The 15,730-nt window shown below is 66.0% G+C and carries 12 protein-coding genes; 7 read left to right on the top strand and 5 right to left on the bottom strand.

All coding sequences use genetic code 11. The features are described 5' to 3' along the window. The first annotated feature begins 130 nt into the window (after positions 1–130). Both ACVWY3_RS31645 and ACVWY3_RS31640 read left to right on the top strand, forming a co-directional pair. The gene (locus tag ACVWY3_RS31645; RefSeq protein WP_456841973.1) at positions 131–1,060 is read left to right on the top strand and encodes an efflux RND transporter periplasmic adaptor subunit; all 930 of its coding nucleotides are present in this window, start codon (positions 131–133) and stop codon (positions 1,058–1,060) included. Continuing rightward, positions 1,060–4,209 (top strand): efflux RND transporter permease subunit, encoded by a 3,150-nt coding sequence (locus tag ACVWY3_RS31640; RefSeq protein ID WP_456841972.1) that lies wholly within the window; start codon positions 1,060–1,062, stop codon positions 4,207–4,209. Before ACVWY3_RS31645 ends, ACVWY3_RS31640 begins: the two co-directional genes overlap by 1 nt. A 157-nt stretch (positions 4,210–4,366) precedes the next feature. On the opposite strand, the gene ACVWY3_RS31635 is transcribed toward ACVWY3_RS31640, so the two are convergent. After that, a complete protein-coding gene (locus ACVWY3_RS31635) occupies positions 4,367–5,041 on the bottom strand; it encodes a Crp/Fnr family transcriptional regulator (protein WP_456841971.1) in 675 nt (224 codons plus the stop codon). 235 nt (positions 5,042–5,276) lie between these two features. Between ACVWY3_RS31635 and ACVWY3_RS31630 the strand changes: the two genes are divergently transcribed. Both ACVWY3_RS31630 and ACVWY3_RS31625 read left to right on the top strand, forming a co-directional pair. Further along, positions 5,277–7,340 (top strand): AsmA family protein, encoded by a 2,064-nt coding sequence (locus ACVWY3_RS31630; RefSeq protein ID WP_456841970.1) that lies wholly within the window; start codon positions 5,277–5,279, stop codon positions 7,338–7,340. A gap of 245 nt (positions 7,341–7,585) precedes the next feature. Further along, positions 7,586–10,033, top strand: a complete 2,448-nt coding sequence (locus tag ACVWY3_RS31625) for an adenylate/guanylate cyclase domain-containing protein (RefSeq protein WP_456841969.1) — start codon at positions 7,586–7,588, stop codon at positions 10,031–10,033. Between the two features lie 203 nt (positions 10,034–10,236). Here ACVWY3_RS31625 and ACVWY3_RS31620 read toward each other — a convergent pair whose 3' ends face one another. Next, entirely contained in the window at positions 10,237–10,857 is a 621-nt protein-coding gene (locus tag ACVWY3_RS31620) for a type I restriction-modification enzyme R subunit C-terminal domain-containing protein (RefSeq protein ID WP_456841968.1), read from the bottom strand. 183 nt (positions 10,858–11,040) lie between these two features. Between ACVWY3_RS31620 and ACVWY3_RS31615 the strand changes: the two genes are divergently transcribed. Together ACVWY3_RS31615 and ACVWY3_RS31610 are read left to right on the top strand one after the other, a co-directional pair. Next, complete coding sequence (locus tag ACVWY3_RS31615) at positions 11,041–11,337, top strand: type II toxin-antitoxin system RelE/ParE family toxin (protein ID WP_456841967.1); 297 nt, start codon at positions 11,041–11,043, stop codon at positions 11,335–11,337. A 3-nt stretch (positions 11,338–11,340) separates the two neighbouring features. Continuing rightward, entirely contained in the window at positions 11,341–11,649 is a 309-nt protein-coding gene (locus ACVWY3_RS31610; RefSeq protein WP_247550462.1) for a HigA family addiction module antitoxin, read from the top strand. 19 nt (positions 11,650–11,668) lie between these two features. On the opposite strand, the gene ACVWY3_RS31605 is transcribed toward ACVWY3_RS31610, so the two are convergent. The 3 genes from ACVWY3_RS31605 to ACVWY3_RS31595 all read right to left on the bottom strand — a co-directional run bounded on the left by ACVWY3_RS31605 (position 11,669) and on the right by ACVWY3_RS31595 (position 14,735). Further along, positions 11,669–11,893, bottom strand: coding sequence for a hypothetical protein (locus ACVWY3_RS31605; RefSeq protein WP_456841966.1), 225 nt, complete (start codon positions 11,891–11,893; stop codon positions 11,669–11,671). Positions 11,894–12,308: 415 nt separating this feature from the next. Beyond that, positions 12,309–13,565, bottom strand: a complete 1,257-nt coding sequence (locus ACVWY3_RS31600; RefSeq protein WP_456841965.1) for a Spy/CpxP family protein refolding chaperone — start codon at positions 13,563–13,565, stop codon at positions 12,309–12,311. Positions 13,566–13,718: 153 nt separating this feature from the next. Beyond that, complete coding sequence (locus ACVWY3_RS31595) at positions 13,719–14,735, bottom strand: LysM peptidoglycan-binding domain-containing protein (protein WP_456841964.1); 1,017 nt, start codon at positions 14,733–14,735, stop codon at positions 13,719–13,721. A 162-nt stretch (positions 14,736–14,897) separates the two neighbouring features. Here ACVWY3_RS31595 and ACVWY3_RS31590 point away from each other — a divergent pair, with 162 nt between their 5' ends. Next, the gene (locus ACVWY3_RS31590; protein ID WP_456841963.1) at positions 14,898–15,593 is read left to right on the top strand and encodes a hypothetical protein; all 696 of its coding nucleotides are present in this window, start codon (positions 14,898–14,900) and stop codon (positions 15,591–15,593) included. Positions 15,594–15,730 lie beyond the last annotated feature (137 nt).

The following is a 15,730-nucleotide window of genomic DNA, read 5'->3' as shown; positions in this document are numbered from 1 at the left end:
TCGTGATGTGGTGTAAAGTCTTGCTGCCGAAGCGCGTCCCGCAGCCTTGCGGGGCGCCGCTTTATTTCACGGAAACGCTCTTCAAAGGCCTCGTGCGGATGGCCGTGAGCCAGGCCAGGACACTCCGGCGATGAACGTCTCCGAATATCTCAAACCCGCCGGAACCGTATTGTTCGTCGTCGTGCTCGGCGTCGGCTATTATCTGTTCGAGCATCGGCATCGTCCCGAGGCGAAGGAAACGCCGGGCGAGGCGCTCGTCATCGTGACGAAGTCGACCAATGCCTGCTTCTCCGACCTCGTGCGGGTGACCGGTTTCTTCGTGCCGCGCCGCGAGGCCGTGGTCGTCGCCGACCAGGAGGGCTCCAGGGTCACCGACCTCTTCGTCACCGAAGGAACTCTCGTCACCGACAATCAGGAGCTGGCGCGCCTGACCGCGCCGCCGCAGATTCCCGGTCAGCCGCAGCGGCCCGGGCCGCAAGGACCGATCTCGCTGAAGGCGCCCGCGCCAGGCCTCGTCACCGAGGTCCGCACCATCGTCGGCGCGCCCGCTTCCCCGCAGGCCGGCCCGATGTTCCGCATCGCCGTCAACAACGAGATCGAGCTGGATGCGCAGGTCCCGGCCGTGCACATGCCCAAGCTCAGCCCCGGCGCGACGGTGCGCATCAGCCGCGACGACGCGCCCGATCTGATCGGCCGGGTCCGGCTGGTTGCGCCCGAGATCGACCGTGCCACCCAGCTCGGCCGCGTCCGCATCAGCGTCACCAACAATCCGTCGCTGAAAGTCGGCGTGTTCGCCCGCGCTTCCATCGACGCCAAGCGGAGCTGCGGCGTCGCGGTCCCCAAGACCGCGATCGACCATCTCACCGTGCAGGTGGTCAAAGGCAACATCGTCGAGACGCGCAAGGTGCGGGTCGGCTTGTCGTCCGACACCGCGACGGAAATCTTGGAAGGGCTCGACGTCGGCGAGATCGTCGTCGCCGACGCCGGCTCTTCGCTGCATGACGGCGACCAGATCAAGACCATGTTCGCCGATGAACTCGATCGCACGCGGGTACGCTGATGGCTCTCAATATCTCGGCATGGTCGATCCGCAATCCGCTGCCGTCGGTGGTCTTTTCGATCATCCTCCTGATCCTCGGCTGGGTCTCCTTCACCAAGCTCGCGGTGACGCGGCTGCCCTCGGCCGACATTCCAGTGATCTCGGTCGCGGTCTCGCAGTTCGGCGCGGCGCCCGCCGAGCTCGAATCCCAGGTCACCAAGACCATTGAAGACGCGGTCTCCGGCGTCGAGGGCGTGCGGCACATCACCTCGTCGATCACCGACGGCCTGTCGCTGACCACGATCCAGTTCGCGCTGGAGACCAACACCGACCGCGCCCTCAACGACGTCAAGGACGCGGTGACGCGCGTGCGCTCCAACCTGCCCCAGAACGTCATCGAGCCGCTGATCCAGCGCGTCGACGTGATCGGGCTGCCGATCGTCACCTATGCCGCGATCGCGCCCGGCAAGACGCCGGAGCAGCTCTCTTATTTCGTCGACGACGTGGTCAAGCGCGCGCTGCAGGGCGTGCGTGGCGTCGCCCAGGTCGAGCGCATCGGCGGTGTCGAGCGCGAGATCCTGGTTTCGCTCGATCCCGACCGGCTCCAGGCCATGGGGCTCACCGCCGTCAATGTCAGCCAGAGCCTGCGCGGCACCAATGTCGATGTCGCCGGCGGCCGCGCCGAGATCGGCAAGAATGACCAGGCGATCCGTACGCTGGCCGGCGCCAAGACACTGAGCGACCTCGCCGGCACCATGATTCCGCTGTTCGGCGGCGGCGAGGTCCGTCTCGACGATCTCGGCACGGTCACCGACACCATCGCCGACCGCCGCACCTTCGCCCGCTTCAACGGCGAGCCGGTGGTCGCACTCGGCATCAAGCGTTCCAAGGGCGCCAGCGACGTGGTGGTCGCCGCCGCCGTGCAGAAGCGCATCGACGCGCTCAAGGCCGCCTATCCCGAGGTCGATCTCAAGCTGATCGACACCTCGGTCGAATTCACCAAGGGCAATTACGAGGCGGCGATCTCGACCCTGTTCGAGGGCGCCATCCTCGCCGTCGTCATCGTGCTGTTGTTCCTGCGCGATTTGCGCGCGACCATCATCGCCGCGATTTCGCTGCCGCTGTCGATCTTCCCGGCTTTCTGGGCGATGGACATCCTCGGCTTCTCGCTCAACCTCGTCAGCTTCCTCGCCATCACGCTGTCGACAGGTATCCTGGTCGACGACGCCATCGTCGAGATCGAGAACATCGTGCGGCACATGAACATGGGCAAGTCGCCATACCGTGCCGCCCTGGAAGCCGCCGACGAGATCGGCCTCGCCGTGATCGCGATCTCGCTCACCATCATCGCGATCTTCGCGCCCGCGAGCTTCATGTCGGGCATCGCCGGACAGTTCTTCAAGCAGTTCGGCATCACCGTCTCGGTGCAGGTGTTCTTCTCGCTGCTCGCGGCACGCTTCGTGACGCCGATGCTGGCAGCCTACTTCCTCAAGCATCACGCGCACCACGAGCCGCCACCCGGCCGCATCCTGCGGACCTACCACAGCATCGTGTCGTGGTCGGTGAAGCACTACTTCATCACCGTGCTGATCGGTTTCGGCATCTTCGCTGCCTCGATCTGGAGCATCACGTTGCTGCCGCAGGGCTTCCTGCCGGCGCAGGACAGCGCGCGCTCGCTGCTTGCCCTCGAGCTGCCGCCGGGCACCCAGCTCGCCTACACCGAAAAGGTCACCGAGGACATCGTCGCGCGCCTGCGCAAGCGGCCGGAGGTGAAGAGCATCTTCGTCGACGGCGGCCGCGTTCCGCCCGGGACCCAGGAAGTCCGGCGCGCCGCCCTGATCATCAACTACACGCCCAAGAACGACCGCGACATCACCCAGCGCGAGCTCGAATTCTCGATCAGCCAGGAGCTGGAGAACGTTCCAGATATCCGTTTCTGGTTCCTGGACGAGAACGGCCTGCGCGCGATCTCGCTGGTCGTGACCGGCGTCGACGCCAACATCGTCAACAACGTCGCAAGCGAGCTTGCGACGCAGATGAAGCGGATTCCGACCATCTCGAACGTGATCTCGGAGACCGCGCTGGAACGCCCGGAGCTGCGCATCGAGCCGCGAGCGGACCTTGCCGCGCGCCTCGGCGTCTCAACCGAAAGCCTGTCGCAGACCATCCGCGTCGCCACCATCGGCGACGTCGGCCCCGCGCTCGCCAAGTTCGACGTCGGCGATCGCCTGGTGCCTATCCGCGTCCAGCTCGAGGATGCCGCGCGCGGCAATCTCAAGACGCTGGAGCAATTGCGCGTGCCGCTCGGCGAGCACGGCGAGAAGGGCGGCGTGCCGCTCTCGGTGATCGCCGACGTCAAGCTCGACCAGGGCCCGACCAGCATCAACCGCTACGATCGCGAGCGGCAGGCTACCGTCGCCGCCGACCTCGTCGGCTCCGCAGCGCTCGGCGACGCCACCAAGAAGATCTACGAACTGCCGGTGATGAAGAGCCTGCCGAAGGGCGTGAAGGTCTCACCGTCGGGCGATGCCGAAAGCCTGAACGAGCTGTCCGACGGCTTTGCCACCGCGATCACGGCCGGCCTGATGATGGTCTATGCGGTGCTGGTGCTGCTGTTCGGCACTTTCCTGCAACCGATCACCATCTTGTTCTCGCTGCCGCTGTCGATCGGCGGCGCGATCGCAGCCCTGCTCGTCACCGGCAAGCAGCTGACGACGCCGGTCTGGATCGGCATCCTGATGCTGATGGGTATCGTCACCAAGAACGCCATCATGCTGGTGGAATTCGCGATCGAGGCGATCAATGGCGGCAAGCCGCGCGACGAGGCGATGATCGACGCCGGCATGAAGCGCGCCCGTCCGATCGTGATGACCACGATCGCGATGGCCGCCGGCATGATGCCGAGTGCGCTCGCGGTCGGCGCCGGCGGCGAGTTCCGCTCGCCGATGGCGCTCGCGGTGATCGGCGGCCTGATCTTCTCGACCATCCTGTCGCTGGTGTTCGTGCCCGCGATGTTCATGGTGATGGACGATCTCGGCGCGCTGATCTGGCGCTTCGGCAAGCGGCTGATCGTGCGCAGCGAGGACGCCGAGACCAGCGGGCATCATGGGGCCGCACCGGTGCAAGCGTCGCCAGCGGCGAAGAACATCGTGCACCCGGCGGCGGAGTGAGGTTAGCGCGGGGAAACGTTCGCACGATCGTCGAAGAGCTCGACGACAATACCGTGCTCGCCGAATTCAGCGACGACGGGCGGCCATATGCCGTGGCCCCTGCCCGCGATCTGAGTTACTGACCTTGCACGACATGCCGGAAGCAGCCTAGCTGCCGCTACTCGTTCCGTGCGATCGCGGTCAGCTTCGTCATGTTCCGCAGCAATATCCGGCCGCGCTGGAGATCGAGGATCGCTTCCTTGCGCCAGGCCTGGAGCTGGCGGTTGACGCTTTCGCGGGCGGCGCCGACGAAGACGCCGAGCTGCTCCTGCGAGATGTGCACCTCGGAGCCGAAATCGGCGGCTAGGGCGCAGAGCCGCCGTGCCAGCCGCACCGGCAGCGGCTGCAACATGGATTCCTCCATGCGCTCGCTCTGCCAGCGGATGCGCTGGCATAAGAGCGCGATGATCTTGATCGCGACCTTCGGCTCGCGCTCGAGGAAGCCGAGGAAATCCTCGCGCCGCAGCACGAACAATTCGCTGGCCTCGCCCGCGGTCGCATCCGCCGTGCGGCTCTGGCCATCCAGCACCGCGACCTCGCCGAACAAATCACCTGGTCCCATGAAATTCAGCGTCAGCCGGCTGCCGTCGGAAGCGCCCGTCTCGATGCGGACCTGGCCGCGGCGCACGCCGAACAGCGCATCGCCGGGATCGCCCTTCTGGAACAGTACCTCGCCGTTGCCCAGATGCTGGGTGTGGCAGAGACTGGACAGCCGCTGGAGTTCATCTGTGCCGAGGTCGGCGAACATCGCATTCATCTTCAGAATGACCGCAAATTCGGCCTGCTTGCTCATTTCAATGTCCCTGTGAATTTCTTGGCAAATCGCTTGGAACCATCGACATCAGGATCGCGTAAAACCGCGCGGGGGAAGTGTGTCATAAGTCACATAACTTTGCAGCTCCCCCAGACTATTTTTGACTGCTTGGAGCCGCTTCCCGTCCCGGGATAAACTCAGGCGCAAAGGACGAGGCGCAAAGTGCCGGTATTTGCCGGTTTCGACGCCGGTTGTCCGTCGCTGGAAAGTCGACATGAGAGCAGTGAAATTTGCCGGCGCAATTGTGGCCGCCGTCATCATCGTGATCGCACTCCTGCTGGTGGTCGGGGTGCCCTCCGGCTTCCTGACCTCCACGATTGCCTCGCGGCTCGAGAGCGCGACCGGCTATCGGCTCTCGATCGACGGCACCATCAAGATCAGCATTTGGCCGACGCTGAACGTCACACTGAACGATCTCACGCTCCAGGACCCCAAGGACCGCAGCGGCATCACGCGCCTGACGGTCGACAGCGTACAGGCCGACATGTCGCTGGCCAGCGTCTGGTCGGGCCGCCCGAAGATCAGCGAGCTCGTCGTCACCCATCCCGTGCTCTATCAGCCGCTGCTGCGCGAGCGCCTGCCGAATGCCGGCACCTCGTCCAAGCCGCCGTTCGGCACGGGCGGCGCCACCATTGACCGCGTCAAGATCACCGACGGCGAGGTCGCCTTCTCGCGCGTGCGCGCTCGCGTCGAGGGTCGCATCAGCGCCATCAACGCCGATGCCGTCGTCGACCGCGACCGCAAGGTCAACGTCACCGGCACCGCGGGGGTTGGCGAGCACCCGACCAGGTTCGACATCAAGGCGACGACGCCGGCGCCGCCGGCCGAGCGGCCCACGATCCCCGTGGATTTCGCCATCGACATGCCCGATGTGCTGAAGTCCCAGCTCGCCGGTCATGCCGAGATGCGGCTGAACGGCGACATCGTGATGATCAACGGCATCAACGGCACGCTCGGCGACGGCGCGTTCAACGGCTGGGCTTCCGTCGACATCGCGAGCAAGCCGCTGGTCAAGCTCGACCTCGACTTCCAGCGGCTCGCGATTCCGCTGGCGAAATCGCCGGACAGCGCGTCGGGACTCCCCTGGAGCGATGCGCCGATCGACGTCTCCGGATTGAACTACGTCGATGCGCAAATCAGGCTCTCGGTGAGCGAGGCTGTGATCGGCGATGCCCGGCTCGCGCCTTTGGCGCTCGATGCAAAACTCGCCGGCGGCATACTGAAGGCCGGCACCGCCAATCTCGGCGCCTATGGCGGCCAGGTCTCGGGCGAGGTGATCCTGGATGCGACCACCGGCGCGCCCAGCTTTGCCATGCATTCGGACCTCGTCGGCGTGCGCGCGCTGCCGCTGCTGCAGGGCCTTGCCGAATTCGACCGCATCGACGGCAAGCTGCAGGCCAAGCTCGCGCTGCGCAGCGCCGGCACCAGCCAGCACGCGCTGATGGCGAACATGCAGGGCACGGCCTTCGTCAATTTCCAGGACGGCGCCATCCGCGGCATCAACGTCGCGCAGATGATCCGCTCGCTGACATCGAGCACGCTGTCCGGCTGGCAGGACAACCAGAACAGCAACCAGAACAGCAGCCAGGAGCAGAGCACGGACCTGTCGCAGCTCTCGGCCTCGTTCCGCATCGACAAGGGCCAGGCGGTGACGACCGATCTCAACCTGATCGGGCCGCTGGTGCGCGTGACCGGCGCCGGCACCATCGCACTCGACACCAAGATGATGGGCTTTCGCGTCGAGCCGAAGCTGGTGATGACGACCGAAGGGCAGGGTCGCACCAACGAGCCGGTCGGGTTCGGCATTCCCGTGATGATTCAGGGCAGCTGGTCGCAGCCGAAAATCTATCCCGATATGGCCGGCATGCTCGACAATCCGGAGGCCGCCTATGCCAAGCTGCGCGAGATGGGCAAAGGCCTGTTCGGTCCCGATGGCGCCGGGCTCGGTAACATCCTGGACAGCCTCGGCCTCGGCGGCGCGACCGCGCCGGGTGGCGGCAATGCAGCCGGAAATGCCAATCCGCAAACCCAGCAGCCGGCGCAGAACAATCTGCTCGGCGGCTCCTTGGGCGAGGCGATTGGCAATCTCATCCAGCAGGGGCTTTCTGGCGGTGCCGGACCAGGCACGGCGACGGGCACGGGTCGCAGTCGCAGTCTGCCGGCAACACCGTCCACGCCGACACCGCAGGCTTCGCCCGCGCCCCCGGAAGACCCGCCGGCGGCGCAGCAGGACAGCCAGCCCATGAACGACGTGCTGCGGCAGCTCTTCAATCGGTGATTGGCGGACCAACAAGCGGGGCTCCACATCCCCCCTTACATGAGCCTGCCCTCCGCAGCTTCCTCCGAACGGATGAGGCTGCGACATTTCACCGCCCATCCGGCTGCCCGATCGTCCACAACGGGTAACCACACCGCCGGCTCGGCCGGTCGCGGGACGGTCCACTGACCCAAATTATGGTAGAAGGCTGCCGGGGCCGGTACGGCCCGTAGCGCCGGCGTCGATGGCGGCGCAAGAGGATCGGGATGGCAGGGGCGAACGACAAGACACGGTTTCTGCGCGAGGGCCTGTTCGCCAAATATGTCGTCTCCCTCGTCGGGCTCGTCGTGTTCGTCCTCGCCGTCAACGGCGCGATGGAGACCTGGATCTCGTATCGCGCCACCAAGACGTCGCTGACCGATGGGCTTGAGGACAAGGCGCAAGGAGCCGCCCGGCGGATGGAGCAGTCGGTCTCCGAGCTCGAGCGCCAGATCAGCTGGGTGACACGGGCGAGCCAGGACACGCTCGAGAAGCGCCGGGCCGACTACGCGCAGCTGCTGCACCAGGTCTCGGTCGTCAACCAGCTGTTCCAGCTCAACGGTGAGGGCCGCGAGGTGCTGCGCGTCTCGCGCCAATCGACCACGACCGGCGGCAATGCCGACCTCTCCCGCGACATGCGCTTCACCGACACGGTGGCTCGCGGCGTCAGCTATTCGCCGGCCTATTTCGTCGACCAGCGGCCGGTCATGTCGATCTCGGTGGCGCATTCCGGCTTCAATGCCGGCGTCACCGTCGCCGAGATCGATCTCAGCTTCCTCTCCGACTTCCTGTCCGACGCCCAGGTCGGCAAGGCCGCCTTCGCCTATGTCGTCGATCCGCGCGGCCGGGTGCTGGCGACGTCGTCGAAAGGGCCCGATATCGGCAAGGACCTGTCGAAGCTGCCGCAAGTGGCGGCCGCGATCGCGCCCGGCCGCCAGCCCGAGACGTCGGGCACCGACTTCAACGGTCATGCGGTGCTGTCGGCCGCGAGCACCGTTCCGAAGCTCGGCTGGAGCGTGCTGTTCGAGCAGCCGACCACGCAGGCCTTGACGCCGATCCGCGACCAGCTGGTGCGCATCGCGCTTTTGATCGGCATGGGCCTGATGGTCGCGATCCTCGCCGGCACCCTGCTCGCCCGCCGCATGATCATCCCGATCACGGCGCTGCGCGACGGCGCGCACAAGCTCGGCGAGGGCGATTTCAGCCATCGCATCGACGTCCACACCTCCGACGAGCTGGAAGATCTCGCCGGCCAGTTCAACCGCATGGCCGGCCAGCTCCAGGAGACCTATGCGAACCTGGAGGCCAAGGTCGAGGAACGCACTCGCGATCTCGCGCAGTCGATCAACGAATTGAAGGTGCTGGAAGAGGTCGGCCGCGCCCTCGCCTCCTCGCTCGATCTCAACGCCGTGCTGCCGACGATCGCGGCGCGCGCGATCGAGATCACCCATGCCGACGCGGTGCTGATCTACGGCTATGACGCGGAGGCACGCCGCTTCGATCTGGTCGAATCCAATGGCATCGACAAATCGGCCGAAGGTGCACACGTCACCATCGGCGAAGGCGAGAACATCCTGAGCGATGCCGCCGCGAGCGGCGAGCCGATCGCGATTGCCGATCTCGATGAGGCCGCCGAGCAGCCGCTGCGCGATGCCGCGATCGAAGCCGGCTTCCACTCGGTGCTGGTGGTGCCGCTGGTCGATCAGCAGGGCACGCTCGGCTCGCTGGTGGTGCTGCGCCGCGCCAGCGGCGCGTTCGCCGCCAGCATCATCGGCCTGATGCGCACCTTCGCCAATCAGGCCGTGCTGGCGATGCGCAACGCGCGGCTGTTCACCGAGGTCGACCACAAGAGCCACGCGCTCGAGGCGGCGAACGAGACCGTGCGCGCCCAGGCCGACAAGCTGCGCGTACAGACCGAGCAGCTCAAGGACTGGAACAAGTCGCTGGAGGAGCGCGTCAGGACGCAGCTCGGCGAGATCGAGCGCATCCGCAAGCTCGAGCGTTTCCTGGCGCCGCAGGTGGCGCAGCTGATCGCCTCCTCCGACAGCCCCGAGGGGCTGCTCACCAGCCAGCGCCGCGAGGTGACGGTGGTGTTCTGCGACCTGCGCGGCTTCACCGCGTTCACGGAAGCGACCGAGCCGGAAGAGGCGATGAACGTGCTGCGCGAATATCACGCTGCGCTCGGCCAGCTCATCTTCAAGTATGAGGGCACGCTCGACAAATATGCCGGCGACGGAGTGATGATCCTGTTCAACGCGCCGATCCAGTTCGAGGACCACACCAAGCGCGCCGTGAAGATGGCGGTGGAGATGCGCGACACCATCGGCCCGCTGACCGAGCGCTGGCGCAACCGGGGGCACAGCCTCGGCTTCGGCATCGGCATCGCACTCGGCTATGCCACGCTCGGCCAGGTCGGCTTCGAGCAGCGGCTGGAATATGCCGCGATCGGCAGCGTCACCAATCTCGCCTCCCGCCTCTGCGGCGAGGCCAAGCCGAACCAGATCGTGGTCAGCCGCCGGGTCTATGGCATGGTCGAGCCCTGGGTCGAGGCGCGCGCGCTCGACGATCTCCAGCTCAAGGGGTTCAATCATCCCGTGCTGGCGATGGAGATTTTGTCCTGGCGCGAGGAGGTGGAGAATGTGGTGGATGCGGCGGCGGCGCGGCGAAGAGGGTAGCCGCTGACAAAAGTACGAAAACAACCCCCTGCACAGTAGGAAAGGCCCTGGCAGGACAGCAACTTGTGCCGGAGATACGGATTTTACGAAATTGCCTTTGACACGTCGGGCAAAACACTGGCAGAATGGCATCATCTCGCTTTAGCGCCGAGCTGATCCATCATTCGTTGATGTGTAGGCTTGTCGGATCGCGCCCGGCGTGCTCAAGCCACGGCACTATCGTTGATTTCTCGGATTGTGCTGACGAGACGGACGACCTTCGCTTCATCGAACAGGTGCTCTGGTCCGGTCGGCGCGACGGCCGTGAAGGGCGGCTCGTAAAGCAACGACGGGTCCATCATGCCCTGATCGGTCAAATGCTCGATCACCATGTTGATGAACTCGATCTGTGCCGCGGTCGCGGTGCCGGTGGCGATGAACCCGCCGAATGCCTCGCTGGCCGCAGCGCGATCGAGCCCGACGAGTGAGCGAACGAACCGTCCAAAGCCGTGACTCGTCTCTCGCGCGCGCTCGATATCGCCGGCTTCGCCGACACCGGCATCGAGAAGTAGTTTTTCAAGCTCGCTCAGATCGGATGGCGTCAGGGGTTTGCCCTGTCGAAGCTTGTGCAGGACGATATTGTCTTGATGGGCTCGCAAGAAATGGCGCGCCTTGGTCTTGAAGCGGGCGAAGTCGGCCTCCCCGACTTGGGGCAATTGCAGTTCGACGCCCTCTCCGATCTCGTCGGCAAAATTCGAATAGACCAGCGCCTTCTTGCCTTTCTCGATGTGCTGGACGAGATCCCGGAGACGCAAGCGCACCAATTCCAGGAGCGGCACAGTCACGCCCTCCCACCGTTGATCGGTCTGGATGTCCTCGATCAGTTCGGCATGCTGCGCGATCGCCGGAATGGCGCGGTGTCACGGAATGATCCCCGACAACCATAGACAACCGCCTGGCGATCTCATAGCCCCACTAGCGCTTGCGCTGTGAACCGGTGAGTGGTACCCCATCTCAGGGGATGACCCATGATCCTGAGTTTCCGGGACGAATGGTTGCGAGATTTCTTCGTGGAGGACGCCAGATCGCGGAGAATCCCGGCGGATTTGGGGGCGCCGCTGTTCCGCAAGATCCAGTTGATCGACGACGCGACGACGGACCGCGACCTGAGATCGCCGCCCAGCAATCATTTCGAGAAGCTGCGCGGCCATCTCGACGGTTTTCATTCGATCCGCGTCAATGACCAGTGGCGGCTGCTATTCCGCTGGAACGGCGCGCGCGGCGAGGCGACCGACCTCTATCTCGACGACCACAGCTACAGGTGACCCATGCTGATGACGAAGCGCAAGCCGGCCACGGTCGGCGAAATTCTCACCGAGGAATTCATGAAGCCGATGGGCCTGACCCAAGGCGCGCTGGCCGAGGCGATGGGGGTGCAGCGCAAGCACGTCAACGAGCTCTGCAACGATCGCCGCAATGTCACCGCGGCCACTGCGCTGATTCTCGCCCGCGTGTTCGGCAATAGCCCGGACTTCTGGCTGAACGTACAGCGGCGGACAGATTTGTGGGAGGCAATGCATTCGGCCCGCGACCGCAAGCGGATCGAACGGGCGCGACCGCTGACATCGGCGGCCTGACGCCGCACGCACGGGAGCTTTACAGCAGGCCCTTTGGTTTGGCGGCGTCGATCCGCTCGATGTCCTCCTTGAGAAAGGTGTTCACGAGGTCGTTCAGCGAGGTGCCCTGGGTCTCGGCGAGGTCCGACAGATAGGCCAGGACGTCGGGCTCCAGATGGACGGGCGGCACCAGCCGGGCACCTTTCCGGAAGAATTTGCCGCGCTGGGCGGCTGAGAAATCGTATTCGCTGGTCACCCTCTTCATAGGACTTGATCTCGCGGCGGGTCGGCTGCCGCGCCGAGATGATGCGAACCGCAGCCGCCCGTGAGCATTCCCTGCCGCGATTATCGCTTGCTGGAGGCTGAAATAGCAACTGCTGCCCGGGAAGCGAAGCGCGGCTTTGGGGTGATGGTGGGCGCTGTGGAAGAGTCGTGAAGGCGCCTGACGGACTGGCTGACACCGTTTTCTCCGCTACCCCCGCCCTGCCGCAAGAAGCAGGGCAATCGCATATGGCTTGCACCTTGCGGCGGCATCGGCACTCGGCTCCCTCTCCCGCTTGCTTGCGGGAGAGGCGGAGCAAGCCACAAGGGGAAGGGAACGCAGTATCATCGGGGCGCTAGGCGAATCTCATCCCCAGATCTTAGGTTTTGATCTGGCGCCGCGCGCGCCGGCAGCGCGCTCACGCCCCCCGCTTCGGGCCGATCGCCTCGAAGGCGGCCTTCTGCTCGTCGGTCAGATCGGCCTCGAAATCGTCGAGTGCATCGGCGACGGTCTTGACGGCTTCCAGCATGGCGCCGAGCCGCGCCTTCACCGCAGTGAGGCGGGCCTGCGGGGTTGCTGCGGTCTTCGCGGCGCACGGGCTCAGCGTTTCCATGGTGCGCAGCGTGGTGTCCTGGAGCACCTCAAGCCGGGCGCGGCCGGTGTCGTCGAGCTTGAGGGTCGCGGCGATGTCGGCGGCGGGCCATTGCTGCTGCACGAGCTGCTCGTACTGGCGTTGCGCCTGCACATCATAGCGCGGATCGTTGTCCGCCTCGCAGGCGCTCGCCGCCTGTGCGTCCTTCTTCTGGCCGGCCGCGAGCGCGGCACGACGTTGCTGGCCGAGCGCATCGAGCTTTTTCTTCTGACCGTCGTCGAGCAGGTCTTCGAATTTTGCCAGCGGCGCTGCGACGGCGTCGGTGGCCTTGATCATGGCCTCGATGCGCTCGCGCATCAGGCCGAGGCGCTCCGCCGCGGTCGCGGGCACCTCTGCCGGGCAGGCCGCGCGAATGCTGTCGCGGGCCGCGAGCCAGGCGGCACCGAGATCGTCGAGCGCTGCGCGCTGCACTTCGTTCGGCTGCACGGCGGCGATGATGCGATCCATCGGGAAGCCGGCGGGATCGCTGGCGTCGCAGATGTTCTGCGCCGACGGAATCTTCCGCGCGCGCCGGCCTTGCGGCGCGGTATAGGCAGCGAGCTCGGTTGCGGCATAGGGCGCGAAGATCGCGGCATAGATGTCGCCATAGCCATAGAGCGAAAGGCTGGTCATATCGCCGAGGATGACGGCATTGGCGAGATCGTCCTGCGCGAACGGCCAGAACACCGGGCCGGCCCAGCCATAGCTGCCGTCGGGATGGCGCCACCAGCCCTGCGGGCGGCGGCCGCCACGCCAGCCCGACAGCGCGGCCTGCGCCGTGAGCGCCGCACGCAGGATGTAAGGATTGGGCGGCTGACCGCGCTCCGCCCCGCGCGGATCCTGCGATCGCAGGGCCGCGGAGTGGTACCGGCTGCCCCGCACCGCCATGCGGGAATGACGCAGGCGCGACATGCCGATCATGTGGCCGACGGCGAAGCGCGCGATGCCGAGCGGACCGCCACGCAATCCGAACTGCGCCTCGGCCTTGCTCGGCAGCAGCACTGCCAGAACCGCGAGGATCGCGCCCGCGAGCGCCGGTCCCATGCCTGATCTCGACATGACCCCTGAGCTGACCACTTTTTGGGCCTCCTCCAGCGCCAGGCGCGCAGCGCGCGGCACGGAGATGACTCACAGCGGAACCAAAGGTTCCGCCGCCGCGCCGGTCAAAGCGTCGCAGAAGGCATCAATGCGCCTTGATCAGTGCGCCTTGGGCAGCACAACGGTCTGACCGGGATAGATCAGGTTCGGATTGTGGATCTTGTCGCGGTTGGCGTTGAAGATCACCGCATAGCGGGCGCCGTCGCCATAAGCGAGGCGGCTGAGCGCCCACAGGCTGTCGCCCCGCGAGATCACCCGGCTGCTGCCCGCTTCCGCGGGAGCGGCGTTGAAGACCTCCGCCGGCGAGGCCGAGGCGACCGCATTGGCGGCCGGCGCGCGCGCCAGAACCTTCGGCTTCGGCGTTCCCATCAGCCTGGTCCGGGCCGACGGCCTCTCCAGCGCGGAGGCCAGGTGCGGCGCAGCTGACGGCAGCGACGCCACGACATCCGATTTGTCGTCCGGCCTCTCGGCCTGCCTCGCCTCCTGCCGCGCCGCGGGCGCCGGGCGCGCCGCCGGCGGCGCGGCTTCGGCGATGGTCACCGGCATGGTGCGCGCGGACTGTGTGACGGCGCCATTGGACGCCGTCGCGCGCAGGGTCAGCTCATAGGAGCCGGCGGGAAGCTGCGGCGGGGTCATCACGAACTGGCCCGACGCGTCGGCCGTCACGGTATCGAGCGGCTGGCCGTCGCGCAGCAGCTCGACCTTGGCGCCCGGCGTGGCCTGACCCGCGATCACCGCCGCCTCGCCGTGACCGTCGACGCGCGCGACGTCGAACCGGGGGCCGGCATCGGCCGCTCCCGCCGGCGGCTTGGCCGGCGCCAGGTCGCCGAGTGCCGCGACCTGCTTCTGCGTCTCGGCGAGCGGAGCCGCCTTCGGCGGGACGACCGGTTCCGGAGATGCCGATGGCGCAGGCTGCGGGGCGGCAAGCTTGGACTCATCCGGCTTAGGTTCAAGCTTGGCCTCAGGCTTCGCGGTCTCAGGCTTGGCGGCGACGGCGACCTCGGTCTTCGCGCCGCCCGGCCACAGCCGGCGCAGCTCGGTGGGCCCGATCACCAGCACGGTGCCACCCAATGCGAGCAGACAGAACGCAATGAAGGCCTTGGACGCGGTCATCATCGATGCAGAACCTTGGATCGCAAATCAGCCGATGCCGGCAAATTGCGCCGATTTGGCTGCGGCAGCAAGACGGTCGATGGGATGATCACTCTTTCGGATGAACCGGCACGGCTCCGCCGGAGTCCAATGCGCCGCGCCGCAGTTATTTTAGGTATTTTTTCCGTGACCAGATTTTGCTGTCCCGCGCCTTGGCTGGCGCTCGCCCTCTTCCTCGCCGCCTCCCCCGCGCTCGCAGCATCCGGCCCGCCGCCGGGATTCGTCCTCACCGACAATGCCGATCTCGCCTTCACCTCGCCCGACGGCGCCACCAGGCTCGAGCAGTACATGAAGGACAGCGAGGACCTGTTCGGCATCAAATGGCAGGTCTGGGCGCGACGCGGCGATCAGATGTCGGAGCTGAAGCCCGAGCAGGGCTATGGCGCCGGCTTCCGCTTCACCGCCGATTCGCAATGGCTGGTGCGGATGCAGAAGACCGGCTCGGGCGAGCAGGACCTGTTTCTCTACCATTTCGAGAACGGCGCCTTCGTCAACGCGACGAAGAAATCGCTGGGCGACCTCGCCTGGGGCTATTTCCACAGCCGCCACGACACCAGGAACATGAAGCTCGACTACCACATCTCGGCCAATCTGGTGAAGGGCACCGAAGATGTCTATCGCTGGCTCGGCGTCGACTGGCCCAACAACCGTTACCTCCTGATCTCGCTGTCGGGCGAGATGGACAAGCATCCGAAGAACGTCGCCGTGAAGGGATTGGCGGACTGGAAATGCCGCTATGACCTCAAGACCGGCAAGTTCGACGTCCCGGCGATGTTCGCCAAGAGCAATGCGGAAGCACTGGAATGGGAGATCAAGCGGTGAAGTTTTACAGCGCGATCGTCATGCCCGGACATAGCTTGTCCGAAGGACGGCGTCGCTTCGCTCGCCTATGTCCCGGGCATCCACGTTCTTGGTTCCGCGAGGAAAGGCGTGGATGGCTGGGACAAGCCCGGCCATCA

Source organism: Bradyrhizobium sp. USDA 4486, assembly GCF_054057995.1.
The sequence above is the reverse complement of the archived record's forward strand: the minus strand, read 5'-3'. Positions and strand labels throughout refer to the sequence as shown.

Coding starts and splice junctions, on each gene's coding strand:
- ACVWY3_RS31645 (WP_456841973.1), top strand. CDS start 131: ATGAACGTCTCCGAATATCTCAAACCCGCCGGAACCGTATTGTTCGTC.
- ACVWY3_RS31640 (WP_456841972.1), top strand. CDS start 1,060: ATGGCTCTCAATATCTCGGCATGGTCGATCCGCAATCCGCTGCCGTCG.
- ACVWY3_RS31635 (WP_456841971.1), bottom strand. CDS start 5,041: ATGAGCAAGCAGGCCGAATTTGCGGTCATTCTGAAGATGAATGCGATG.
- ACVWY3_RS31630 (WP_456841970.1), top strand. CDS start 5,277: ATGAGAGCAGTGAAATTTGCCGGCGCAATTGTGGCCGCCGTCATCATC.
- ACVWY3_RS31625 (WP_456841969.1), top strand. CDS start 7,586: ATGGCAGGGGCGAACGACAAGACACGGTTTCTGCGCGAGGGCCTGTTC.
- ACVWY3_RS31615 (WP_456841967.1), top strand. CDS start 11,041: ATGATCCTGAGTTTCCGGGACGAATGGTTGCGAGATTTCTTCGTGGAG.
- ACVWY3_RS31610 (WP_247550462.1), top strand. CDS start 11,341: ATGCTGATGACGAAGCGCAAGCCGGCCACGGTCGGCGAAATTCTCACC.
- ACVWY3_RS31605 (WP_456841966.1), bottom strand. CDS start 11,893: ATGAAGAGGGTGACCAGCGAATACGATTTCTCAGCCGCCCAGCGCGGC.
- ACVWY3_RS31600 (WP_456841965.1), bottom strand. CDS start 13,565: ATGGGACCGGCGCTCGCGGGCGCGATCCTCGCGGTTCTGGCAGTGCTG.
- ACVWY3_RS31595 (WP_456841964.1), bottom strand. CDS start 14,735: ATGATGACCGCGTCCAAGGCCTTCATTGCGTTCTGTCTGCTCGCATTG.